Below are 22,983 nucleotides of genomic sequence, written 5' to 3' on the forward strand. Positions count from 1 at the left end.
TGGACGGAATATGTAATAACGTTACATGTATTAGTCGCGACTTGATCTGACACTGGACCTTGAAAGGTTGAGAGTTACCGGTTTTGATATGGGTGTCTAATCCTTAAACAAAACGCGAGGTAACTCTCATGATTCATACTAACAATCCCATCATCAAACACAAAGCCGGCCTGCTCAATCTCGCCGAAGAACTCGGTAACGTATCAAAAGCCTGCAAGATCATGGGCGTGTCACGCGACACGTTTTACCGTTATCAGGAACTGGCTGCTGAAGGCGGCATCGATGCGCTGATTAACCAGAACCGCCGCGTCCCCAACCTGAAGAACCGCGCCGACGAAGCCACTGAACGCGCTGTTGTTGAATATGCCGTTGAGTTCCCGGCCCACGGGCAACACCGGACCAGTAATGAGCTGCGTAAAAAAGGCGTGTTTATCTCCGGTAGCGGCGTGCGCTCCATCTGGCAACGGCACGACCTGGAGAACTTCCGTAAACGCCTGAAGGCACTTGAGGAAAAGGTCGCCAGAGAAGGCATCGTGCTTACCGACGCTCAAATCGCAGCGCTGGAGAAGAAGGCCCACGATGACGAGGCCAGCGGAGAAATCGAAACTGCTCACCCGGGTTATCTCGGGTCGCAGGACACCTTCTACGTGGGCAATCTGAAAGGTGTGGGTCGTATCTACCAGCAGACGTTCGTGGATACGTACTCGAAAGTGGCACACTGCAAGCTGTATACGAGTAAAACGCCGATCACCGCCGCAGACCTGCTCAATGATCGCGTACTGCCGTTCTACGAGGCTCAGGGACTGCCGATGCTGAGGATCCTGACCGACAGGGGAACGGAGTACTGTGGTAAGGTGGAGCAGCATGATTACCAGCTGTATCTGGCCATCAACGATATCGACCATACAAAAACGAAGGCGATGTCTCCGCAGACGAACGGCATCTGCGAGCGCTTCCATAAAACTATTTTGCAGGATTTTTATCAGGTTACGTTCCGTAAGAAGTTATACGAAGACCTGGAGAGCCTGCAAACGGATCTGGACAACTGGTTGTGGCATTACAATAATGAGCGAACTCATCAGGGAAAAATGTGCTGCGGGCGTACGCCAATGGCCACGTTACTTGATGGTAAACGAGTCTGGGCAGAAAAAAATCTGAACCAGATGTAATCTGACAGACACCTGTATAAATAACCGGTAACTGTCAGATCAGGTCTGAGCTAGTACACGTTACAGTATGTGAAAATCAGACCGGCCCGAAAAAAAACACAATTCGCACCAGCCTGATTCCAGAATTTACTCCTTTTTCCCCGTATCGGCATCGGGTTCACCATCAAACAGTTTGCCCTGCATCCGATCCATTTCTTCTTTTCTGACCCGCTTCACCACGCTGTAGACCCACTGTAGCGAAACGCCAAACTTGCGGGCCAGTTCATGATGGTTGCGCCCGTCAAACTCCAGGAAGATTTCCCGATCGCGCTGGCTGACCTTCCAGACCATCCCCATCGGAAAATAGACGTTTTGCCCTCCCCAGACCTGCATCATGCGGTTAGCAACGGCCTGACCAATCTGGTCGGCAATCGCGGGTTCAATATCAATAATCTCGCGCACGGTTTCAGAGGTGTGCTGAGCTAGTTCCACCAACAGTTCAGGCCCTTTACTACGAAACTGATTCAGGTCGCTCATTGCTTACCTCCCGCAGCTCTGCGCTGCCACTTCTTCAGCTTCTCAATAACGTTACTGGCCTGCTCATTGCTGAGCCAGCGTAACGCGCTGATGCCTGTTTCCCGTTTAACCCACAGCGCCAGCGCCTGCTCTGAACTGTCACGGACGATGCCCGCTGAGGCCATTTCAAGCCATAGTGCACGGATTTTTTTCGACTGTGGGTGGGTATCCAGCGGTAAACCGGCCTTGGCTTTTCCCGCAGGTTTAATACGAAAGCCCTTTTTCTTCATGGATTCCACTACGCGGTTAAGCTGGGTAACGTCCATTCCTTTCGTGGAAGCTTTGCCTGTCAGCCCCTGCAGCATCTGTCTGTAGGTGTCCTCGTCCATTTGCAGATCGTTACGGGCAATATGAATAAGCTGTATGAGGCGCTGTTTAGTCATCACAGATCTCCCCCCTTTGACTGTCCCTTTACGTAGTCAACATATAAAGGAAGGGCCACAGGCCAGCACAGGAACATCACCGCCCAGCTAATCCAGTATTTGGCACCGCTGTAACGTGAGTAAAAACCCGAATGACGATGCAGTTCGGCAGTACACCAGCCTACGCAGCTATACCAGAACAGGGTGCATACAACAGATTCAGCCATCATAAGCTGCTCCCCAGTTTCCGCTGCTCCTGCCCGCTGACAGGCTGATGTAGCCGGACGTTTTCTCCCTCTTTGTAACCGACGTGGCGGGACATGTCTGCGTCACGGGATTTTCCGGCCCCACGGCCCGTGGTTGTACCTGAGTCGGGGTATTTTTTCTCAAGCCAGAGGCTGGCCAGTTCCCATTCCTCACGGGACATCGCGAACAGATGAACTTCACTGCGCACGGCCAGTACCCAGCCTTCGGCAAATTTGTCACCACGGCTGGTTTTGGTCGTGCTTTTGATTCTTTTATTCTGCTGCTGGATATAGTTTTTACGGGCCACGATTAATTGTCTGGCCAGTACTTCCCATGTATACGAGGCCAGTTCGACCCGGTCTTTATTACCGTAAAAGCCAACGCTGGAGTTAAAACCGGAATGAATAATAGACTTAACCCCAAATGCTACCTGGATAATATCCAGCAGACCCAACATGTAACGTGGCGGATTAACGCTACCTGCGGCCCAGTAGTCACTGACGCTTTCGTCAATATCACTGAGCGCGAGGTCAGCCTGGGTGATGTTATACGCCTGCATCAGTTTCTGGGCGCGTTGCAGGGCCAGTGCAGCTTCATGGGGGTTATCGGATTTAGCCAGCGCCAGCAGTTTTTTTTAACTTCTCCAGCATTTTTTCTTTATCAGTCATTGGCATGGTTTAGTCCTTTGGTGTGCATACACCACGAAGTTTGTAATCGCCATCATTGAGTTTTTTGATAGCGGTGAAAGCATCCCGACAGGCTTTTTCGCTGTTAAATTCCTGCGTATGTAATGTCAGAGTCGGTTGCATGGCGTCACTCAAAGTCATAGAGAATGGGGATGCCATCCAGAAAATAAGTACCCACATGGTTACTGGCCCTCATTAATAGCGCTGTTTAGTGCGTTGAGAACCAAATCAGTCATGATACCTTTTCCGTTTAGCTCAACGTGGGCAAGAATTTCACTGCGGGCCGCCTTAAGTACACCGAGATTAATCATGACCGCACGCTGGTTGATGGCGTTCAAAGAGTTCAGTCGAGCAAGGCAGCGTGTTGCATCTTCACACGTTGTTGGCACATTAATGTTCATCCGGTGCCCCCAGTGGTTCAAAGTCCATGACCGATACAAAGGTGTTGTACTGCTGGCCACAGTGAGTGCAGGCAAGAATTAAGTCGACGTGCCAGTCATTATCAATTGATGACTGCATGAGCGTTGTTTGCACTGCAACCATGTCCTCAACTTCTTCTTTACAGTGAATGCATTTGATAGACATAAATATTCCTCGGGCTGTTTTCGGCGTGCAGAAGCCCACGGCGCTGACGCCGAAATAAAAAGAAAATGAATTAAAATTAAATGGCAGCTATATCTAACGGGATATTAATCAGCCTCCCGTCTTTATCTTTCTCCCGGAAATTAATATAGGTTTTGGACATGGCCACCTGCAGCGATTCCGATATGGCCTCCATTGCCCGGTTCCAGCGCTCGTCCTGAATCTTGACGCGGCGCAGGGAAAGAATACGCCCGGTATTAAGCTGGCCCTCTTTGTCCACCTGGAAAGCATCGCTGATGATGGCCCGCAGGTTGGCGTTCGCGCCTTCCGACCACTCGGTGACACACTCGTCTATCAGGTCTTTGGCAATTTGCAGCTCTGGCCCGAACGTCAGGGTTTCCTGCACGCGGATGGTAATCTGCTGGCCACCGTCGAAGCTGCTGAAGGTTACGTTGCCTTTGGCACCGCCGCGCGTTCTGCCGTATTTCTCGGCCACAAGGTCTAGCCAGGCATAGCACTCATCAAAGGCACGACGCTTGAAGTCGCTGAGTTCGTCGCGTTTAACCTTCGCGGCGGCAACCTGTTCTTTAACGAAAGAATCCATTGCAAGGTCATAGTCAGACACCTGGTCAACCGGTACCAGACGCCCCTTGCGGTCTTTCATGTAGTCTTCTTTATTTACTTCGCTCATCGTTTTGGTTCTCCGGTTCAGTTAATTAACGATTCCGACCAGAAGACACGGCAGCCGTACAAAGGAAATGTTCCCTGACGAAACCGCCCCGTGCCGTTATGGCCGATGTAGCTGTAGCTTGCCTTACCCTGTTCGATCATTCGGACACACTGGCCATTTCTGGCGATGCGGATTACCGGCATGGCACCCAAAATCATCACGCTCTGCACGGTGGCGTGCATTGCGTTCAGCACAGCTATTGCGGACTGCAGGCTAACCAGCTGCTGGTTGATATCGGTTATGGATTTCATGGTTAAACCCCCCCTGACGACGTCGGCGTTGACCTGCGGAACCCCGATTTCAGCGGCCAGATTCATGGCCGCTATCACCAGGTTACTGACGGCCAGCGGATATAGCAGGCTGACCATGCTTTTACGGTTACTGCCCGCATTGCTCAAACGGGCGCGGATGGCTTCCACTGCGCTGGCGTCCATGATGTCGGCCAGCTGCTTACCGGCACGTTGCAGTTTGAACGTCAGAAACTCTTCCAGGCTGTTGTCCAGCGGCAGCAGTTCAACCACCTCGCAGCGCTGGACGACCTCACGGACTTCCATGTTGCGTTCGGACAGTTTGTCGGCTAGCTCCGGCTGGCCAATCAGCACGATGGACAGCAGTTTTTTAAAGCCCGATTCCAGCTCAAAGAAGCGTTTGAGGTGCTTCAGTGTCGGGATGGGCAGGCTGTGGGCCTCCTCAATCACCAGAACGTGGCTGAAGCCCGCCTGGCTGCTGTCCTTCAGGACGCGGTGCAACTGACGGAAGCGGGCGTCCTGGCTGCGTTTGATGCTCTCCAGTGGCGCGATGGTGCTGTTAATGGCCTCGGCGATAGCAGCCGCCTTCAGGGTTTTGCCCTTCACGTCGTTGTCTTCCATGGCGATGATGTATGGCTCGATAACAATCACCGGCGCGTTCTCGCGGTTGACGCGTTCAATCAGGTCTCGGCGCAGCGTGGATTTACCCGCGCCGGACTCGCCGATAAGCGCCAGGAAACCACCGTGACGGGCGGTCTGGAACAGTGCCTCACGCACGTAGCGGATATCCGGCGTGGTGAACACATCGTCCGCGCCCTGCATGGCTTCATCGGCGAACGGGTCACGGAAAAGGCCAAACGCTTTTTTGGTTGCTGGAAATAACACCTGCTTTTTGAGTAACATGTTCTCTGCCTCACTGAGGTTGGTTTTATCGGTAGTCCCCGCTGTACGGGGCGTGGCTGCGCCCTGTACAGCATCAAAACTCTTCGCTGTATCAATCCCCTGACTTTCCAGATACGACGCCAGACGCTGGCGCACCGCCTCCGGGCTGGTGCGGGGCCACTCGTTATGGTTCACAATCTGGGCCAGCGTGGCCTCGGAAACGGCGACGGCTCTTGCCACTGCCGCCTGCGGGATGCGGGCCTCTTTCAGTTGTTGCTTCAGTACCAGCATGTCTTCCTCCTCAGTTGCCGTTAACAGTGCTGATAACGCTGTTGTGGGCCGGAGCGGTCAGGGTGGTCATCACTTCGTCCAGTGCGGTTTCCTGTACGCCATCCGGGTACTGTGCCGCTAACTGGCGATAATGCTCTGGTGTCCACGTCTGCCCGCAGGCCGAGAACTTCTCGCGCAGGATTTTTGCCGCTTCCACATGGGTCAGCGGACGCTGCTCAATACGCGGCCCGCGCACGTCTGAAGCCTGGCCGCGCTTCGGCATATAGGCCGGAAGCGTGGTGTCGTCGATATGTTTATACGGGTCAAGTCGCCCGCCGAACGGCAGCGCCTTCGCCTTGCGGGCCGCTGCGGCATCGGCGGCGTTATCCGTGCCGGTGACCAGCGCTTCGATTTCTTTGGCCGCTGTCTGTGCCGGGGTCTCCGGCAGGGCTTTGTAGCTTTCGCCAAATACCGCCGCGCTTTCGGCAAAGCCGAACTCGTTCTTTCTGACCTCTTCAACCAGGAAGAACGTCTCGTGGCCGTCTTCGCCGGTCAGCACTACCTGCGCCACATCGCTGCGCCATGGGTTGCGGGTAATCATCAGTTTTTCGCCGACCAGGACGCCAGGCACCGTCGAAACATCAAACTCAGCGCCCCGGAACGGCACCCGCAGTTTTGATGTGACCTTACGGCTTTCCGGCGCGGCCACCGCCAGTTCGCGGCATACCTCAACAGACGGCGCTTTCTTCAGCTGCTCAGCGCTGATTTTCAGCCAGATATCCGTGCGGGTTTTACGGTGGCGGCTGTGTATTTCCGTGGCATTAAAGTGGCTACGCCACCTCGCAGCTTTTACATTGAGCTCTTCCAGACTATTAACAGGCTGGAATTTCAGGCCCGGCTCAAATTTACGTTCGATAATGTCGCGAGCCTTCTCCACCTGACCTGTTGCGCGGGCGTTATGCGGCTTATGTGCGATCAACTCAATGCCCAGCGACTTACACATGTTTTTCGTCATGCCAGCGGTGTTGGCAGAGCCGGGGTCGAGGTAGAGTATTTTTGGCACGCCGTGCAGCACGTCAGCGCCGCCGCGTTCCTGCATCGCATTGATAAGAACGGAACAAAGGTTTTCACCGGACTCCGCGCCCATCACGTACTCAACGTAAATCCAGCCACTGGTGTGGTCGGTAAGCTCATAGCTCCATACGCGGTCACTGGCGATGCGGGCGATATTGGCGGGTTTGTTCTTGTAAAATTGCGCGCTGTCCATTACCTGCAATCCCTTATGGCCGTTGCTCAGGTAATAAAGCGTGCAGAGTGAAGCATCAATCTCCCAGACGTGATTGGGGTGCAGGCTGGCCATTTCGGATGACGGGGCCGGGGCGTCCAACTGTTCCGGGTGCAGGCCATAGTTACGCAGGGCGCGGCTGATGGTGTCCTCTGATAGCGGAAAGAACTCGCCGGTTTCTTCATCCATTCGACCTGCAGTAATCAAGCCGTTAGTGCGCAGGGTCTTCACCGCATCAGCGATGGAATACAGGCGCTTGCCGTTCTTACGTGTAGATTCGCGCAGCGTGGCGGATATCAGTGAAGCCTCTTTACGGGTCAACGTACTTTGTCCGGCGTCGGTGCGCTTTTTACGTTTATCAGTCACGGAAACCTCCTTCAGCTTGCGCAGCAACGTTGCGCGGGACATACACAGTTCAGCGCAGGCAGCATCGTATATCGCACCACGATTACCGTGCCCCGCATCACGCGCCGCGCGGGCAACAGATACCAGTCGTTCAGTCAGGGCGGCACTCATCGGTTATGCCTCCTGCCGTTTTATCTCTGGTTCAGGTTCGGTCAGCCAGGACGGGGCAGCATTTCCAGTAGGCTCATCAGGCAGGTCAAAGGTAGAGCGCAGGCTGCGGGCCGCGTATTCCAGCTCGCAGATAAGCCCGGCCATAAAATCCCTTGGCGTATCAATTTGGTTATCTGAGCAGTAAGCGCAAAGGGTTTCGAAAGCGCTGTATAGACGAGGGACTTCCCCGATCATGGTGGGAGACTCAGAACGCCATGTTCAGCTTCCCGTAGTGGAACATTACGCCCAGCTTGAACCGTTCTTTATTCCTGAAGCCCCGTGACTTGATCCTCAGCAACCGTATTTTACTGTTCAGAGACTCCGCATTGCCGTTCGATACCCGGTTTTTCATCGCATTCAGAATGCCGTAAAGCCGCTTTGCCACCATGCGGGCAATGCTGACCATGAGTGGTATGCCGGTGTCTTTAGCCATCGCCATCCATTCCTGCCACAACTTACGGCTATGGTCGTCATAGCGGCGGTGCCACAGATCGCGGGCAAGCTCTTTCATTACCCAGCACTGGTTCGTTTGCGGTAACACCAGCCGGGCAACTTCTAACCTCTCAGCGCGGCGCCCAAAGCGATTTTGTTTGCTGTAAAACCATAAGTAGCGTGAGCGGTGGGCGTCTTTCCTGTCTGACGACGGGATCTGTTTCATCTCAGCCTGACGGGTTTTATCAACGATGGCGCACAACATTTTTGCCACATGGAAGTGATCGAAGGCGATTTTATCCACGGCATTGGGGAGATGGATGCGTGCAGCACTGATATAGGCCGTGTTCATGTCCATAGACAGCGTTTTTATCTCTTCAAGCTGGTGATCTCTCAGGCTACGCAGATAACTGGCAAGACTTTCTACACCGCGATCGTCGGTCAGTTGCAAAGCGCGTCCCTGCCTGTCAGAGATAACGGTGACGTACTGGTGTCCTTTTTTGAACCCGACTTCATCCACGCAGAGATGACGGGCCGATAAGGGTTGTTTTATCCGGGCCAGGCCTCGTTTTACTGCGCGCATCATGATGCCGTCCACGGCATTCCAACTGAGTTTGAGCTGCTTTCTGACAGCATCCACGGTGCTAATTTTCAGCCATGAAAGAACAAAGGCTTCGAACAACAGGGTGTAGCGGCTGCCTGGCCCCGCCCACGGAACCGGCAGTGTCTGGCAACCGTGCTCGGGGCAGTCAATGCGGGGTACATCAGCTTCAACCAGCGTGGTGAATTGACAGGTATCGAGGTGACGCCATTTGCGACGCCGGTGGTCATGTATGGGGCAGGATTTACCGCATGTTGGACAGGTCAGTTGAGTGTGCCCGACAATGCCGACAATCACAGTCACTGAACCAGATTTTTCATCAAGAGAAAGGGATTTTACCTGCCACGGTGCGGACAGGTTAAGGATATGGGCATAGAGGGACTTTTCGTCCATGGCAGACTCCTCAGAAAATCAAGACTGCCATCATAATGCCCTTAGCCACCACAACAGGGGAAGACCCATAGACGAACAGTGATAGCGGACTCTGCTTCCGTAGATATAGCCGCGACCTCCAGCCGGAGCTTCTTCACTTCTTCATCAGGCTTAGGCGGCTGAATGCGGGATTTTTTCTCCAGTTTGGTGGAGAGCGCGTCAATCTTCTCATTCTTGTCAGCGAGAACACACTGTTGTGCAGCGTTGGTTTCGCGGGCTTCGCGCAGAGCAGCCTTCAGTTCACGGCTGGTCATCCGCCCGATATCATCCAGTTCAAGCCCGGCAACAGTGCCGCCATCATTCAACTCGGTAAGTTCTTCATCATCCAAAACCATAAGTTCAAACAACTTGGTTTTAGTACCAGCTGCCTCCAGCAAATGTTGTGGCGCAGCAACATTTGAAAACTTTATTGCAGCTTGGCTCATGCGCCATGCAACCGTCCGATCCAAACCCAACCGAGCTAAAAAGTCTAACCATTCGCCATGAGGAAGAAGTTCTTTAGAAACAATAAGCGCCCGGCCTGCAGACAGTATTTCTTCAGCACTTCGTGACAGATGCCCCCGAATTTTGTCTTCATAACGCAGTGAGTCAAATGGTAATCCATCGCCGAATTGTTGAAGAATCAATGCATGATGTTCGGCCATAGCACTCAGTTTAACGTTGAGGTCATCACTCAGCGGAGCATCTTCCACTAGTTCAACTGGTTGTGATTTTGTTCGTCCCATTTCAACTCCTTAGCGACTGCCAGCCATAACACGCTGGTTAATTTCATTGATACGATCCTGTGCCCGCGCCATTTCGGTACTGTGCGCCATGGCGATTTGCAAAAGCTGGACTCCAGGGGCAAAACGTCCGTTATCCAGTTTCAGGGCCAGTCCTTCTTCGATAAGGGTATTAAGCGCACGATTGATATTCGCCGGTGACTCACCCAGATCCGATGCCAGTTCACCGTTAGAAACACCGTTCAGAGCGTGGCCACGCAGTGCTTTAAGAACGCGCAGGATGCGGGAGCCAGAACTGGATACATTTGCCTTACTCATGTCACATTCCCCTTTTTGCGATATGTGATAATCTGTTACACGGGCTAAAACGTTATGCCGCATTTGAATCTGGTTTCAGACCCAGCTTCACGGCAATTTCGTGTGATTTGCCGTAACGACCTTTGGTGAAGCCGTTAAGAACCCGGTAGACCTCATTGCGGCTGTAGCCGTTTTCTTCAGCCCAGCGGGTGAAAGTGACCCCGCGCTGTCGGAAGAGTGATTTGACTTGTTCTGCAGTCATCGTTGTCTCCTTTGTTGATGCAATGATGTTTGCCTTATGTGTGATAGATTATATACGCAAACGTGTATAAAGCAACGAAAGAGACGCAAATGTGTATAGCTGAGCGATTAAAAGAAGTACTAAAAGAAAAGAAAATCAGCTCAATCAAAAAGTTCGCTGAGATTTGCGAGCTACCTTACCGTACCGCTCAAAGCTATTTGAATGGCGACAGGGAACCTAATATTGCAGGCCTAACGAAGCTATGCACACAGTTGGGTATAAACCTCAATTGGCTTCTCACAGGTGTTGGTGAACAATTTATCTTGGGAGATGGGACTAAATCAGTGCAGGGTATATCAACGGAGAAACAGGCTCTGATGGATGCGTTTGATGATATGAGTCCTGAGCAGCGGAGGGCTATTCTTGAGGTCGGCAAAGTCCTCACTCAACCAAAACCAAGCAAGTTTGCTGGGTAGGGAGAGGGCTTATAAGAATTTCACGGTAAAGGGAATGTGGTTGAGTTAACTGCTTATCGGGAAAGGCTTATCAAAAAAAAGTAAGGTGGCAAGGCCTAAGCTCTTGCCACGACAAAACTGTTAATCTTTGACCATAAACCAACCTTCAAAGTAAGTGCCTTTAGACCCTGTCTCTTTCTTTTCGCAGGCGAACATTTTCTCGTTTGGCAATCGTCCAGTCACCATGTCTGGCTTATCCTGAATGATTTTGAGTGGTTCGCCACCATTTGCCTTTATAGCTGACAGACATTCTTGTAATGAATGAAATTCAGCTTTCATAACGCTATCAGCCATAGTATTTCCAGCGACTAAAAAGGTAGAAATCAGAACAGCAGTCTTAAATTTCATAGCGTTATCCATTGTAAGTGGGTTCAAATTCGGCGGCCTATTAACGATTTTATTTAATTAAAAATTACAAATCACCAATTCTTTCCTTGGCGTAGCTTTACCTGTGACCTTCAAGTTGTAGCTGATATCAACTGTCTGAATGTTTAGTCCGTTAAACGTCTGCCGCATTTCCGGGATATCGTTCACCGATATAATCATTTTACCTTTGATGCTCCGCGCCAGCTCCGCCATGTGGACATAGTTACCTATAGGGAAATCCACGCCATAGCCTTACGTTCCCCAGTACGGTGGATCACAGTAGAAAAGCGTGTGGGGGCGATCATATCGCTCTATGCACTGGTGCCAGTCCAGATGCTCTATCAGCGTTCTCGACAGGCGCAGGTGTGCCATAGACAGTTCCTCCTCAATACGCAGCAGATTGAAGCGCGGCACACTGGTGGTGGAGGTACCGAAAGTGTGATCGGCGACCTTGCCTCCAAACGCCTGTTTCTGCAGGTAGTAGAACCGGGCCGCCCGCTGAATGTCGGTGAGTGTCTCTACCGGCGTATCCTGCAGCCAATTGTATATCTGACGGCTGACCAGCGCCCACTTGAACTGGCGGACAAACTCTTCCAGGTGATGTTTTACCACCCGATAGAGGTTCACCAGCTCGCCGTTGATATCGTTGATGACTTCGGTTTTGCTGGGTACCTTGAGAAAATAGAGCGCCGCTGCGCCGCAGAACGGCTCCACGTAGCAGGTGTGGGCCGGGAACAGTGGCAGAATGTGTCTGGCCAGACGACGTTTTCCGCCAATCCAGGGAACGATGGGTAAAGATTGTTCTTTCATTATCCGTAAGCCTTTTGCAATCAGTGAAAATATGGCAGGCTAGTCTGGTCTCGCAAGACTGACTGAACCCTGGTCGGCTCACAGTGCATACCTGTGGGTTGATGACCAGTCCGGTGTTCGAGCACCGGGCTGGTCGTTCTTTCACTGTCAGGATGAGATTTATGGATAACTGTTTTCTATTAACGCAATTTACTGGATGTGTAACCTACGTGCAGTGTTTGTTCGATAAGGATTGTTTTCTGAATGGGAACGTATTACACACTTGATTCCGCTAATCGTCTGCCTTCGCCTTGCCATGTAATTACCGTAAAATACGAACCTGAAGTGCCGGAGCTGGCCGCTTTCCTTCATCAGATGTATCCCGATGGTCTTTCCAGGCACGGTCATAACTATCTCTATAATCCCGGCCCTAAAATGGAAGATGACAGCGGAGTCAGCAGAAGTCTGCTGGTCGGTCTGGTGTTTGAGTTAGTTCGCCGTAGCCATTTTCCTGACAAACCCTCCCGTTATCAGTCACTGTTTGCCTGTCAGCATCTGAGTGAAGTCAGGAAGTTCCGGGGATTACTGGCCGATGAGAGAGGCGAAGAGGAAATCAGAACGGCACCGATATATGAAGTCATCACAGATGAGCCGGTGCATCGCGGAGATATGAGGTTATTGAACAGTGATTGCCCGGTGCTGGAACTGTATCACCGGGCCTGGCTTTACTGGTCGGGAGAAGCGGCCCCGGTTAAGACTGGTGAGGAAGAACCGTTCTGGGAACTGCTGATTCCGCTTCCAGTATTCGTTGGTCGCAGGATAACTGAGTAGCAGGATCAGATGCGGCTTTAAATCGTGATGTCGCCGCCACATTGCCAATCATCATGACGTTGTTTTCTCCGCTGGCGAAATGACTTCTTCCCTCTTCAAGTGCATCCAGCGCGTTTTTCAGTTCTGCAATCGCTTCGGTTGGGCAACATGCATCCACGCTTAGCGTGTAAGTTTTATTTTTCTCTCCGGTTCTGATCCCAAAGAGGAACCCTTTTTTAAAACCGGGCTGTTTCGGTTCAGTCATCGTGCTTGCCTCCCCTGTGTTTTGTGTGCCACCATTCTGGCCGCTTCCCTCTGCGAACACTTATAACGCGCTTTAAAATCCGTATCCCGCTACATTTGTGATGCTGTCTCCACTACACAAGGAGACACCCATGAAAAACCTGAAAAAATTCATTCCCCCTGTTAAAAAGCCCCGTCTCAGCGGCTGGCTGCTGACCTCTGTGCTGCTGCTCGGCACCATCGGTCTGGTATCGCCCCAGCAGCTGCCGGTGGTTGTCTACAAGCTGTCGCTCATCACGCTGGCAGCAGTGCTGGGCTACTGGCTTGATCGTTCTCTATTCCCCAAAGCCCGTCCAGGTCAGTATCTGAAGCACGATGACAGGCTGATGGCTGATGGTCGCTTCCCCGTTCAGACTGGCCTTCACCTGGTCTTTTCCGCTGCGCTAATCCGCCGTGCTCTGATCGTTGCCGCAGTCTGTCTGGCCGTAGCGACGGGGCTGTGACCATGAACTGGCCCCAAATCACTTTCATCATCCTGCTCGCCTTTGGTCTGGGCGTAACCGCCATCAGGCATGGCGAGCCACGCAACGATAAATACAGCTTCTGGTGGCAGCTTGCTGGCATCCTGGTGATTACCTGGCTGCTCTGGTGTGGCGGCTTCTTCAGTCAGGCCCGCGCAGCCCAGCCTCCGCAGTCCGCGCTGCAGTATCGCGACGATGTGATCCGTAATGCCCGGCTTGAATGGGGGCTGTCTGCGCCGGTGGCCGATTTCGCCGCGCAGCTGCATCAGGAAAGTGGCTGGCGACCTGATGCGGTCTCGCCGGCTGGCGCTCTGGGGCTGGCGCAGTTTATGCCCGTCACCGCTGACTGGATAAGTCAGCTGATGCCGGGGCTGAACAGCCGTGAGCCGTTTAATCCTGCATGGGCCATCCGGGCGCTGGTCAGCTATGACCGCTGGCTGTGGCAGCGCATCAGCGCCGCCAACAGCTGCGAACGTATGGCCATGACGCTGTCGGGATACAACGGCGGGCTGGGCTGGGTAAAACGGGATAAGCGGCTGGCCTCACAGCAGGGGCTGGACACCACCCGCTGGTTTGAGCATGTTGCCACGGTGAATGCCGGGCGCAGCGCCGCCAGCTGGCGCGAGAACCGCCACTACCCGCAGCGCATCCTGCACGAACTGGCACCGCGCTATCTCACATGGGGAGGCGGCAGCTGTGTGGACTAGCCTGATAAAAAAAATGCCTTGGCGTGGCATGTTAATCACGCTTGCCCTGGTCGGGGCGCTGTATGGCCTGTACCGCTGGGGTTATCGCGATGGCCACAATGATGCAAAACACGACGGGGATGCGGCGCTAAGTCAGCTGCAGTCGGCATTCGATACCTACAAAACGGAGCAGGCAACGCTTGAGAACGCTGCGCTGCGGGCCTGGGCAAAGCGGTATCAGGATCAGGTTGCCGCAGGCCATCAGGCCGAAGCCAGTTACCTTGAGCAAATTGCTCAGCTTGAGAGCCAGAACAAACAACTACAGGGGCAAATTAACGATGTCACACAGCGCTGGATTGATGAAAAAGGCAAGAGCCATCCCATTGAGTGCGTGTTTACTCGCGGTTTCGTGCGCCAGTACAACGCCGCGCTCGGATATGACAACGCATCCGTTGACGCCGGTCATTCAGACGCAACTGCCGCCGCTGGCACCGGCACTCGCGCAGCGTCCGGGCAACCTGCAGCCGCTGACGCCTGGTTACGCGACTCAGGCGTCTCCCAGCGTGACGTCCTCGCCAACATCATCGACAACGCGAAGCAGTGCCGCATCTGGCGCAGCCAGATAAACCAGCTGCTGGACGAACGGGAAGGATTACAGAAATGACGTTGCAGGTTGAATTCTGGACGGTGGTGGGCTTTCTCATCACCTTCATGAGCTTTGTCGGCGGTATGGCTAAGTGGTTGTTCAGTAAAGCAGAGGAGCGTCAGGCGGCGCGGTTCGCCTCCCTTGAGCAGTCGCTGCAACAGTCCGCCTCCAACTGGGGCGAGCTGGAAAAAGAATTTATGCGGTTTAAGGCGGATTTACCGCTGAACTACGTCCGCCGCGAGGATTACATCCGTGGCCAGACGGTCATCGAGGCCAAGCTGGACGCACTCTACAACAAACTGGAAGTGGTACAGCAGTACCGTCATACAGGAGGTCACCATGGTTGATATCGCCCGCGTGCGCCGGGAATCCCTGCGCTGGAGTCTGCTGGTTGCTCTGAACAAAACCCGCCCGTATACCGCCAGCGAGACGCTACTGCTGGATGTATCCCGTGCCATCTACCCGGACACCACGCCGCTGGAGCTGCGTCGGGAGCTGGATTATATGGCCGACCGCAGGATGGTCGAACTGGAGAAAAAACCCTCCGGCGACTGGTTTGCCGACCTGACCCGCCTCGGTGTTGACCTGGTGGAATATACCGTTGAATGCGGCCCCGGCATTGCCCGCCCGGAAAAGTACTGGAGTGAATGATGGCCAGACGCAGCACGATAGATAAGCTGCCGGAAAACGTGCGCCGCTGGCTTGAGCGGGCGCTGACTGAATCCGGCTTCAGCGGGTATAACGAGCTGGAGTCCCTGCTGCGTGAGCAGGGTTACGTCATCAGCAAGTCGGCTATCCATCGCTATGGCCAGAAGATTGAGCGCCGCTACGGCGCTATCCGCGCAGCCACCGAAGCGGCCCGGATGCTGACCGAAGGTGCGGCTGACGATCAGGATGCACGTTCAGAAGCCGTCATCGCCCTGATCCAGACCGAACTGTTCGAGAGCATCGTCCAGTTGCAGGAAGCGGAAGAAGGCGAAGTCGACCCCAAAGAACGCGTGGCGCTGCTGTCCAAGGTGGCGAAGAACGTGGCCACGCTGTCCCGCGCCTCCGTCAACCTGAAGAAATTTCAGAGCGAAGTCCGTGACCGCGCCCGGCAGGTAGCCAGCAACGCTGAGAAGATTGCCCGCAAGGGTGGACTGTCAGCCGATGCCGTGCAGGCGCTGAAGCGCGAAATTCTGGGGATTGCATCATGACCACACTGGCACCTGTATTACCGGATACCTCGGCGCTGGATATCCCCGCCGTTCTGATGCCTTACCAGCAGCGCTGGGTAGCTGATACGTCCCCACTCAAGGTGATTGAGAAGAGCCGCCGAACCGGTATTACCTGGGCTGAAGCCTCCGACAACGTGCTTACAGCAGCCTCTTCAGCACCTGCCGGTGGCATGAACGTGTATTACATTGCCTATAACCAGGACATGACCGTCGAGTATATCCAGGCCTGCGCCATGTGGGCGCGGGCCTTCAACTACGCCGCCAGCGAGATTCAGGAAGGTTTCTGGGAAGAGAACGAAGACGACAAGCACATCAAAACGTATACCATCAGGTTTCCCGATTCCGGCTTCCGCGTTGTCGCGCTCTCCAGTCGCCCGTCGAACCTGCGTGGCCGTCAGGGCATCATCGTTATTGATGAGGCCGCGTTCCATGAGCAACTGGACGAACTGCTGAAGGCGGCGCTGGCGATGCTTATCTGGGGCGGCAAGGTGCGCGTTATTTCCACCCATGACGGTGACGACAACCTTTTTAACACCCTTATTGGCGATATCCGTGCCGGGCGTCAGGGGGGCAGCGTACAGCGAATTGCCTTTAAAGAGGCCGTGGCACAGGGTTTGTTTCACCGTGTCTGTCTGCGAACCGGGACGGAGTGGACGCAGGACGCTGAGCAGGCGTGGATGGCGTCGGTGTACAAATTCTACGGCACCGGCGCATCTGAAGAGCTTGACTGTGTCCCGGCCAACGGCGGCGGAGCCTGGCTGTCCCGCGCCCTGATTGAGTCCCGTATGTCGGCAGGCACACCGGTGCTGCGCCTGACCTGCCCGGAGGGCTACGAGCTGAAGCCCGATGACGTTCGATGGAGCGAGACGCAGGACTGGCTGAATGAGAACCTGAAGCCGCTGCTGGAGGCGCTCCCCGCTGACGCACGTTCTTTCCTGGGGCGTGACTTTGGCCGCAGCGGTGACCTGTCGGTGGATTATCCCCTGCTGCAGGAGAAGAACCTGGTACGCCGCGTCCCGTTCGTGCTGGAGCTGCGCAACGTACCGTTTAAACAGCAGGAACAAATCACCTGGTATCTGATGGATGGTCTGCCCGGTCTGATGGGGGCCGCGTTCGATGCCCGTGGTAACGGTGCCTATCTGGCGGAGTACGCCATGCAGCGCTACGGCTCCAGCCGGGTTAAGCAGGTGATGCCAACCGAGGCTTGGTATCGTGAGCATATGCCGCCGGTCAAGGCTGCGCTGGAAGATGGCAACCTGGTGGATTTACCGAAGGATGAAGACACGCTGGACGACCTGCGGGCCGTTCAGGTGGTCAACGGCGTTCCCCGCGTGCCGGAGCAGCGCTCAAAAGCGAAGTCTGATAGTGGCAAACGTCACGGAGATTCAGCTATCGCGCTGGCGCTGGCGTACTTCGCCAGCCGTGAAATTAACAAAGGGCCGGTGAAGGCAAGCTCACGCCGTCGCCGTCAGGCGGCCCGTATGCTGGAGGATTACTGATGGTCCGTGGACTCTGGGTTTCACCCAGTGAATTTGTCAGCTTTGCCGAGCCGAACAAGACGCTGACGGAGCAGATTGCGTCACGCAGCCGCTCCATCGACTTTTTCGGTCTGGGGATGTACCTGCCCAATCCCGATCCTATTCTCAAATCACAGGGCCGGGATATCCGCATCTATCGCGAGCTGCGTACCGACCCGCTGGTGGGTGGCTGTATCCGCAGGCGTAAAGCGGCAGTGAAGTCTCTGGAACGAGGTCTGGAGCAAGGTCACGCTTCGCCTCAGGTGCTCAGCTTCATCCGGGATATGCTCGACGATCTGGATTTGTCACGCATCATCGGCGAGATGACTGATGCCGTGCTCTACGGGTATCAGCCCTGTGAAATCATGTGGGGCCGTTCGGTTAAGTCCTGGGCGGTCACCGATATCGTGGGCAAACCGCCCGAGTGGTTCCAGTTCGATAACGACAACCTGCTGCGCTTTCGCGCCAAAGACGCCGGGCTGGAGGGCGAAGCCGTACCGCTGAATAAGTTCGTGGTGCCGCGTCAGGATGCGACCTACGACAACCCGTATGGCTTCCCTGATTTGTCTATGTGCTTCTGGCCCGTTACGTTCAAGAAAGGCGGAATGAAGTTCTGGGTGCGCTTTGCTGAGAAATTTGGCTCGCCGTGGGTTATCGGTAAGCATCCACGCGGTACCGCACAGGGCGAAATTGACCTGCTGCTGGACTCGATGGAGGCGATGGTCGAGGACGCCGTGGCGGCTATTCCCGATGATTCCTCTATTGAAATCAAAGAGGCCGCAGGCAAAGCCGACAGCAGCGATATTTACCAGAATCTGATTACGCTCGCCCGCAGTGAAATCTCTATTGCCCTGCTGGGGCAGAACCAGACCACCGAGGCGAACAGCAACCGCGCCTCGGCGCAGGCCGGGCTGGAAGTCACCAGTGATATCCGCGATGCCGACGCCGAGATTGTGGTGAGCGCAGTAAATCAGGTTATCCGTCAGGCCGTCTCGCTGAACTTTGGCGATGTGGCCAGCCCCGTCTGGAAGATGTGGGAACAGGGAACGGTCGACGATACGCAGGCTACCCGCGATGAGAAACTCAGCCGCGCCGGTGTGGTCTTCACGCCGCAATACTTCAGGCGCGAGTATCAGCTGCAGGACGGCGATATTGATGAGACACCACCGTCAGAGCGCCAGAAGAACGCGCTGCCGCTGTCGTTCGCCGAGGCCATAGATGCTGATATTCAGGCCCAGCAGGACCTTGATGATGCGCTGGATATTCTGATGAACGGCGGCACCTTAAACGGCGTACTTGCGCCGGTGCTGGAGCCGCTCTTTAACCAGGTGAAAGACGGCGTTAACCCGGCTGAGCTTCTGGGGGCGCTGGCTGAACTGTACCCGCAGATGAATGCGGATGACCTGCAGGAGCGGCTGGCCCGTATCCTGTTTGTTGCAACTGTCTGGGGGCGTCTGCATGAGCGTGACAACGGCTGAACTGGCGTATTGCATGACGCTGCCCCCAAAACGGGCTATCAGCTACCTGAAATCCAAAGGGTATAAAATCACCTGGGACTGGGAGGAGATGTGGCAGGATGCCCATGCCCGCGCCTTTACCGTCGCCAAAGTGACCCGCCTCGATATTCTGGAGGATATCCGAAGCGCCCTGCAGAAAGCGCTGGACGAGGGGAAGACAGACCGCTGGTTCAGAAAGGAGCTGGAGCCGGAGCTGCAGCGCAAGGGATGGTGGGGGCCGCGTGACACCACCGACCCGGTAACGGGTGAGCCGGTGACTATCCAGCAGGGCAGCCCGTGGCGGCTCGACACCATCTTTCGCACCAATATGTCCGTACTCTACAGTGCCGGTCGCTGGGCGGAGCAGATGGAGAACGTCGACGACAGGCCGTACTGGATGTATACCGGCATCAACGACAGCCATACCCGCAAGAGCCATCTGGCGCTGCATGGTCTGGTGCTGCGCTATGATGACCCGTTCTGGCAGGCGTTCTACCCGCCGAACGGCTGGCGCTGCCGTTGTGGCGTCATAGCCCTGAGCGCGGCGGATGTGCGTGCCCGTGGCCTGAAGGTGTCAGATTCTGGCTCAGCCATGGGATGGGAGCTGAAGCTGGTCTCAGAGAAAACAGGCGAGATGCAGAATGTCGCCACCTTCAACACCGGTACCACGAAGGTGGCTACCGACGTCGGCTGGTCTTATGCGCCGGGCGCAGCCTACCGTCCTGACCTTGCCCGCTATCAGGGCACGCTACAACCGCTGGCACAGCAGGAACTGAGAGGATAACGATGGCTTCCGATAACCTGGTCAACATCACCATTAACGATGAATCCCTGCGCCGGAGCCTGCGGGCGCTGGATTTAGCCGCCACAGACCTGGAGCCTGCGATGCGCAAAATCGCCGGAACCCTGCTGGCGGAAACGCAGTTTAACTTTCTGGATGAGGGCCGTCCGGGCTGGACGCCGTCGCTTGCCGCGCAGGATCGTGATGGTCAGACGCTGCAGCTCACCGGGCGACTGATGAGGTCAGTTACAACCGACCATGACGACAGGCAGGCAGCAGTTGGCACTAACGTCGTTTATGGGCCGATTCACCAGTTCGGTGGTAAAACGGGGCGCAATGAGTCCGTTGAGCTTCCGGCCCGCCCGTTCCTGCCGCTGACAGGGGACGGTGAGCTGCAGTCTGATGTGGTTATTCCCATCCTCGATACGATTGTGCGTCATCTTGAATCTGCGGCCCGTCGCTGATGTTAACCCTCCGGGACGGGCGATTTACCGCGTTACCCGCCCCGGAGCCTTTATAAAGGTTTACAGCCCCCTCGTTTACGGCTTTAATCACTCCTGCTTCCCTCTCTTTGTCTTATCCCCCCTTATTTTTTCTAAAGCAGATTAAAAGCGCTCTTCGCGGCTTTTCCACAAACTGTCTCCGACAACATCATGCGGGGCAGCAAAATGTCAGCCATTCATATTTTCAAAGCCGGTACTCATACCGACATGCACGGCACGAAACTGCCGTTCACGCAAAGCGATCTTGCCGCCTGCGTGAAAGCCTATGACCCGTCCATACATGAAGCGCCTCTCGTTATTGGTCACCCCAAAACGGAAGACCCGGCGTGGGGCTGGGTGAAATCCCTGTCGCTTAGCGGCGGCGATCTGCTGGCCGAGACTGACCAGCTCGACCCGCAGTTTGCCGAACTGGTGGGCAACGGACGCTTCAAGAAGGTCTCCGCCTCGTTCTATCTCCCTGACTCACCGAACAACCCGAAGCCCGGCACGCTTTACCTGCGTCATGTCGGCTTTCTGGGGGCGCAGCCACCCTCTATTAAGGGGCTGAAGCAGGTTTCGTTTGGTGAGAAAGAAGAAGGCGTCGTGGAGTTTGCCGACTGGAGTGATATCACCAATGCCTCTTTATGGGGCCGTCTGCGCGATTTTCTGATTGCTCAGTTCGGGCTGGACGAGACCGACAAGGTGCTTCCTTCATGGCAGGTTGACTCCCTGCGCGAAGAGGCTTACCGCGATACCGGGAAGTCTGAACCGGACTTCAGTGAACACAATCCCAACCCTCAACAAGAGAACAGCACCATGACTGAAGAAGAAATCAAAGCGCTTCAGGCGGAAAACACCCGTCTGAAGGCTGAGGCCACACAGCGAGCTGAACTGGATGCAAAGAGTCAGCAGGAGAAGCTGCACGCTGACAACGTTTCCTACGCTGAGAAGCTGGTAAGCGGCGGTCAACTGGCCCCGGCAGCGAAGTCCGTTGTTGTCGCCATTCTGGATGCGGTCTCTGCTGGCGATAAGCCGGTGGAATTCGCCGAAGGCGACACCCGCACGCCGCTTGCCACGGCGTTCAAGACATTGCTGGATGGCGCTGCACCCGTGCTGAACTTTGGCGAGCACGCAACCAAAGACCGTGTGGATACCGGTGTTTCAACGTCTCCAGCAGAGTTTGCTGAAGCCGATCCAGAGCGTCTGGCGCTGCATCAGAAAGCGCTGAAACTGTCGAAAAAAGAAGGCATCAGCTACGACGCTGCTGTCTCACGCTGCCTGTAATTAAGGAGAGAGCATGTCTGATTATTTAAAGGGTAAGCGCGTCGTTGACCCGGTGCTGACCAGCATCGCACGCGGTTATAAAAATGCCGCGTTCATCGGTGAGCACATCTTCCCGATTGTCCAGACCGACAAGGAAGGCGTGAGTGTGCCGACCTTCGGCAAATCGGCTTTTGTGGAGTACGACACCGAGCGTGCCGTGGGAGCTGACAGCAACGTCCTGGTACGTGAGAAAACCGGCAAACTGGATCTGGTTCTTAATGAGCACGATCTGGCCGCGCCAGTGGACTATCGCGAGCAGGCGGAGTCAATGTTCAACGAAGAAGCCAAGGCCATTCGTCGCGTCACCAGCGGCGTCAACCTGAAGCGTGAACTGTACGCAGCCCGCCTGGCCCAGGATAAAAACGTCTACCCGGCATCGTCCGTTAAAGCACTGGCTGCCGCTGAACGCTGGGTGGATGGCAAGGGTAATCCAATCACCGTCATCGAAGCCGGTATCGAGGCTGTACGTAACAAAACAGGCCTACGCCCGAACCTGATGACCATGGGGGCCAGCGTCATGTCACTGCTGAAGTTTCATCCGGCGATTCAGGCCGCGATTGGAGCCAACGAGCGCAAGCGTATCACCATCGAAATTCTGAAAGACCTTTTCCAGCTGGACGATGTTGTGATTGGTGAGCCGGTCTCCATGGCCTCCATGAAAGACGCGCAGGATAAGAATAAAACCCCGTCCGATATCTGGGGCGACAACCTGATGCTGCATTACGTCGGCAAACCCCAGCCGGGCACCGACAGCGCCGACGAAAACGAACCATCGTTCGGTTATACCCTGCGCCGTAAGGGGATGCCGGTGGCGGACAAATACGACGGCGTCGGCGGCAAGGTGAAGTACTGCCGTTATACCGATATCTACAAAGTCGCCGTGGTCGGTGGCGATGCCGGGTATCTCGTCACCAACATTGTGAAATAAGGAGAGCGTCATGGGTACCACTCAGCAGGTCATTCTGACCACCACTGTCGTCGCACTTGCGGCCCTCTCTCAGCAGCGTTTTGTGGGGGCCGATAACGCCCCCTGCAAGGCCGGAGCCGTGGTGCTCGGTGTGGCAGAGGTGGATGCCGCTGCCGGTGATGTCACGCCGGTTAACGTTCTGGGTATCGTCGCCGTCGAAGCGGGTGCTGCGATTGCCAGAGGACTTAGCGTCCAGTCGGATGCAAACGCCTGCGCCGTTCCCCAGACAGCAGCCACGGAAGATGCCCCTGCGGGTATTTCAGCCGGGATTGCGCTGGATGAGGCGCTGGCGGAAGGCGACGTTATCCGCATCCTGCGCGGGGTGTGAT

At 55.1% G+C, this 22,983-nt stretch carries 29 protein-coding genes and 5 pseudogenes; 16 read left to right on the forward strand and 18 right to left on the reverse strand.

All coding sequences use genetic code 11. The annotated features are described in order from the left end of the window. Positions 1–128 precede the first annotated feature (128 nt). Complete coding sequence (locus tag LU633_RS06520) at positions 129–1,169, forward strand: IS481 family transposase (protein WP_046371813.1); 1,041 nt, start codon at positions 129–131, stop codon at positions 1,167–1,169. A 126-nt stretch (positions 1,170–1,295) separates the two neighbouring features. On the opposite strand, the gene LU633_RS06525 is transcribed toward LU633_RS06520, so the two are convergent. The 15 genes and pseudogenes from LU633_RS06525 to LU633_RS06595 all read right to left on the reverse strand — a co-directional run bounded on the left by LU633_RS06525 (position 1,296) and on the right by LU633_RS06595 (position 10,316). Further along, a complete protein-coding gene (locus LU633_RS06525) occupies positions 1,296–1,685 on the reverse strand; it encodes a Mor transcription activator family protein (RefSeq protein WP_016191714.1) in 390 nt (129 codons plus the stop codon). Further along, entirely contained in the window at positions 1,682–2,107 is a 426-nt protein-coding gene (locus tag LU633_RS06530; protein WP_016191713.1) for a gp16 family protein, read from the reverse strand. The genes LU633_RS06525 and LU633_RS06530 overlap by 4 nt, the downstream gene beginning before the upstream one ends. Further along, on the reverse strand, positions 2,107–2,316 hold the full coding sequence (locus LU633_RS06535; protein ID WP_016191712.1) for a hypothetical protein: 210 nt from the start codon (positions 2,314–2,316) through the stop codon (positions 2,107–2,109). The genes LU633_RS06530 and LU633_RS06535 overlap by 1 nt, the downstream gene beginning before the upstream one ends. Then, a pseudogene (locus LU633_RS06540) lies at positions 2,313–3,000 on the reverse strand (DUF2786 domain-containing protein). Before LU633_RS06540 ends, LU633_RS06535 begins: the two are co-directional and overlap by 4 nt. 9 nt (positions 3,001–3,009) lie before the next feature. After that, on the reverse strand, positions 3,010–3,198 hold the full coding sequence (locus tag LU633_RS06545) for a hypothetical protein (RefSeq protein ID WP_016191710.1): 189 nt from the start codon (positions 3,196–3,198) through the stop codon (positions 3,010–3,012). 2 nt (positions 3,199–3,200) lie between these two features. Then, positions 3,201–3,419, reverse strand: a complete 219-nt coding sequence (locus LU633_RS06550) for a hypothetical protein (protein WP_016191709.1) — start codon at positions 3,417–3,419, stop codon at positions 3,201–3,203. Then, on the reverse strand, positions 3,409–3,603 hold the full coding sequence (locus LU633_RS06555; RefSeq protein WP_016191708.1) for a hypothetical protein: 195 nt from the start codon (positions 3,601–3,603) through the stop codon (positions 3,409–3,411). Before LU633_RS06555 ends, LU633_RS06550 begins: the two co-directional genes overlap by 11 nt. Positions 3,604–3,679: 76 nt before the next feature. Next, complete coding sequence (locus LU633_RS06560; RefSeq protein ID WP_016191707.1) at positions 3,680–4,291, reverse strand: DUF3164 family protein; 612 nt, start codon at positions 4,289–4,291, stop codon at positions 3,680–3,682. 299 nt (positions 4,292–4,590) lie between these two features. Then, positions 4,591–5,751 (reverse strand): annotated as a pseudogene (locus LU633_RS06565) (ExeA family protein); the annotation flags it as partial. A 10-nt stretch (positions 5,752–5,761) separates the two neighbouring features. Continuing rightward, entirely contained in the window at positions 5,762–7,531 is a 1,770-nt protein-coding gene (locus tag LU633_RS06570) for a DDE-type integrase/transposase/recombinase (RefSeq protein WP_016191705.1), read from the reverse strand. Positions 7,532–7,534: 3 nt separating this feature from the next. Further along, positions 7,535–7,747, reverse strand: a pseudogene (locus tag LU633_RS06575) (DUF3102 domain-containing protein); the annotation flags it as partial. Positions 7,748–7,775: 28 nt separating this feature from the next. After that, entirely contained in the window at positions 7,776–8,996 is a 1,221-nt protein-coding gene (locus tag LU633_RS06580) for an ISL3 family transposase (RefSeq protein ID WP_046371806.1), read from the reverse strand. A gap of 68 nt (positions 8,997–9,064) precedes the next feature. Continuing rightward, positions 9,065–9,760, reverse strand: a pseudogene (locus LU633_RS06585) (DUF3102 domain-containing protein); the annotation flags it as partial. Positions 9,761–9,769: 9 nt separating this feature from the next. Next, positions 9,770–10,075 carry a helix-turn-helix domain-containing protein gene (locus LU633_RS06590; protein WP_016191702.1) on the reverse strand — a complete coding sequence of 102 codons (306 nt, stop codon included), beginning with the start codon at positions 10,073–10,075 and terminating at the stop codon, positions 9,770–9,772. A gap of 52 nt (positions 10,076–10,127) precedes the next feature. Further along, the gene (locus tag LU633_RS06595) at positions 10,128–10,316 is read right to left on the reverse strand and encodes a DNA-binding protein (protein WP_016191701.1); all 189 of its coding nucleotides are present in this window, start codon (positions 10,314–10,316) and stop codon (positions 10,128–10,130) included. An 89-nt stretch (positions 10,317–10,405) separates the two neighbouring features. Between LU633_RS06595 and LU633_RS06600 the strand changes: the two genes are divergently transcribed. Further along, positions 10,406–10,771 carry a helix-turn-helix domain-containing protein gene (locus LU633_RS06600; protein ID WP_016191700.1) on the forward strand — a complete coding sequence of 122 codons (366 nt, stop codon included), beginning with the start codon at positions 10,406–10,408 and terminating at the stop codon, positions 10,769–10,771. 120 nt (positions 10,772–10,891) lie between these two features. Here LU633_RS06600 and LU633_RS06605 read toward each other — a convergent pair whose 3' ends face one another. Both LU633_RS06605 and LU633_RS06610 read right to left on the reverse strand, forming a co-directional pair. Next, positions 10,892–11,158: a hypothetical protein gene (locus tag LU633_RS06605; protein ID WP_016191699.1), complete on the reverse strand. Its 267-nt coding sequence runs from the start codon at positions 11,156–11,158 to the stop codon at positions 10,892–10,894. 57 nt (positions 11,159–11,215) lie between these two features. Further along, positions 11,216–11,986 (reverse strand): annotated as a pseudogene (locus LU633_RS06610) (DNA adenine methylase). Positions 11,987–12,229: 243 nt separating this feature from the next. On the opposite strand from LU633_RS06610, the gene LU633_RS06615 reads away from it, so the two are divergent. After that, positions 12,230–12,796: a DUF2441 domain-containing protein gene (locus LU633_RS06615; protein WP_016191698.1), complete on the forward strand. Its 567-nt coding sequence runs from the start codon at positions 12,230–12,232 to the stop codon at positions 12,794–12,796. Here the strand turns inward: LU633_RS06615 and LU633_RS06620 are convergent. Then, complete coding sequence (locus LU633_RS06620) at positions 12,717–13,040, reverse strand: hypothetical protein (protein ID WP_071598929.1); 324 nt, start codon at positions 13,038–13,040, stop codon at positions 12,717–12,719. The two genes, LU633_RS06615 and LU633_RS06620, sit on opposite strands and share 80 nt — an antisense overlap. A 130-nt stretch (positions 13,041–13,170) precedes the next feature. Between LU633_RS06620 and LU633_RS06625 the strand changes: the two genes are divergently transcribed. From LU633_RS06625 to LU633_RS06685, 13 genes are all read left to right on the forward strand, one after another. Continuing rightward, positions 13,171–13,521 carry a putative holin gene (locus LU633_RS06625; RefSeq protein ID WP_016191696.1) on the forward strand — a complete coding sequence of 117 codons (351 nt, stop codon included), beginning with the start codon at positions 13,171–13,173 and terminating at the stop codon, positions 13,519–13,521. A gap of 2 nt (positions 13,522–13,523) precedes the next feature. Next, complete coding sequence (locus LU633_RS06630) at positions 13,524–14,246, forward strand: transglycosylase SLT domain-containing protein (protein WP_016191695.1); 723 nt, start codon at positions 13,524–13,526, stop codon at positions 14,244–14,246. Positions 14,247–14,274: 28 nt separating this feature from the next. Further along, positions 14,275–14,889, forward strand: a complete 615-nt coding sequence (locus LU633_RS06635; RefSeq protein WP_407646998.1) for a hypothetical protein — start codon at positions 14,275–14,277, stop codon at positions 14,887–14,889. Next, the gene (locus tag LU633_RS06640; protein ID WP_000175096.1) at positions 14,886–15,218 is read left to right on the forward strand and encodes a hypothetical protein; all 333 of its coding nucleotides are present in this window, start codon (positions 14,886–14,888) and stop codon (positions 15,216–15,218) included. The genes LU633_RS06635 and LU633_RS06640 overlap by 4 nt, the downstream gene beginning before the upstream one ends. Beyond that, entirely contained in the window at positions 15,211–15,522 is a 312-nt protein-coding gene (locus LU633_RS06645; RefSeq protein ID WP_016191693.1) for a hypothetical protein, read from the forward strand. The genes LU633_RS06640 and LU633_RS06645 overlap by 8 nt, the downstream gene beginning before the upstream one ends. Beyond that, positions 15,522–16,067, forward strand: a complete 546-nt coding sequence (locus LU633_RS06650; RefSeq protein ID WP_016191692.1) for a DUF3486 family protein — start codon at positions 15,522–15,524, stop codon at positions 16,065–16,067. The genes LU633_RS06645 and LU633_RS06650 overlap by 1 nt, the downstream gene beginning before the upstream one ends. Continuing rightward, entirely contained in the window at positions 16,064–17,587 is a 1,524-nt protein-coding gene (locus LU633_RS06655; RefSeq protein ID WP_016191691.1) for a terminase large subunit domain-containing protein, read from the forward strand. The genes LU633_RS06650 and LU633_RS06655 overlap by 4 nt, the downstream gene beginning before the upstream one ends. Further along, entirely contained in the window at positions 17,587–19,083 is a 1,497-nt protein-coding gene (locus LU633_RS06660) for a DUF935 domain-containing protein (protein ID WP_016191690.1), read from the forward strand. Before LU633_RS06655 ends, LU633_RS06660 begins: the two co-directional genes overlap by 1 nt. Continuing rightward, complete coding sequence (locus LU633_RS06665) at positions 19,064–19,885, forward strand: phage head morphogenesis protein (RefSeq protein WP_016191689.1); 822 nt, start codon at positions 19,064–19,066, stop codon at positions 19,883–19,885. Before LU633_RS06660 ends, LU633_RS06665 begins: the two co-directional genes overlap by 20 nt. 2 nt (positions 19,886–19,887) lie before the next feature. Beyond that, positions 19,888–20,346, forward strand: coding sequence for a phage virion morphogenesis protein (locus LU633_RS06670; RefSeq protein ID WP_016191688.1), 459 nt, complete (start codon positions 19,888–19,890; stop codon positions 20,344–20,346). A gap of 204 nt (positions 20,347–20,550) precedes the next feature. Continuing rightward, entirely contained in the window at positions 20,551–21,648 is a 1,098-nt protein-coding gene (locus LU633_RS06675; RefSeq protein WP_016191687.1) for a hypothetical protein, read from the forward strand. Between the two features lie 13 nt (positions 21,649–21,661). After that, positions 21,662–22,615 carry a hypothetical protein gene (locus LU633_RS06680; protein WP_016191686.1) on the forward strand — a complete coding sequence of 318 codons (954 nt, stop codon included), beginning with the start codon at positions 21,662–21,664 and terminating at the stop codon, positions 22,613–22,615. A 10-nt stretch (positions 22,616–22,625) separates the two neighbouring features. Next, the gene (locus LU633_RS06685) at positions 22,626–22,982 is read left to right on the forward strand and encodes a DUF2190 family protein (RefSeq protein WP_016191685.1); all 357 of its coding nucleotides are present in this window, start codon (positions 22,626–22,628) and stop codon (positions 22,980–22,982) included. Position 22,983: the final 1 nt, after the last annotated feature.

Source organism: Erwinia tracheiphila (assembly GCF_021365465.1).
GTDB lineage: Bacteria > Pseudomonadota > Gammaproteobacteria > Enterobacterales > Enterobacteriaceae > Erwinia > Erwinia tracheiphila.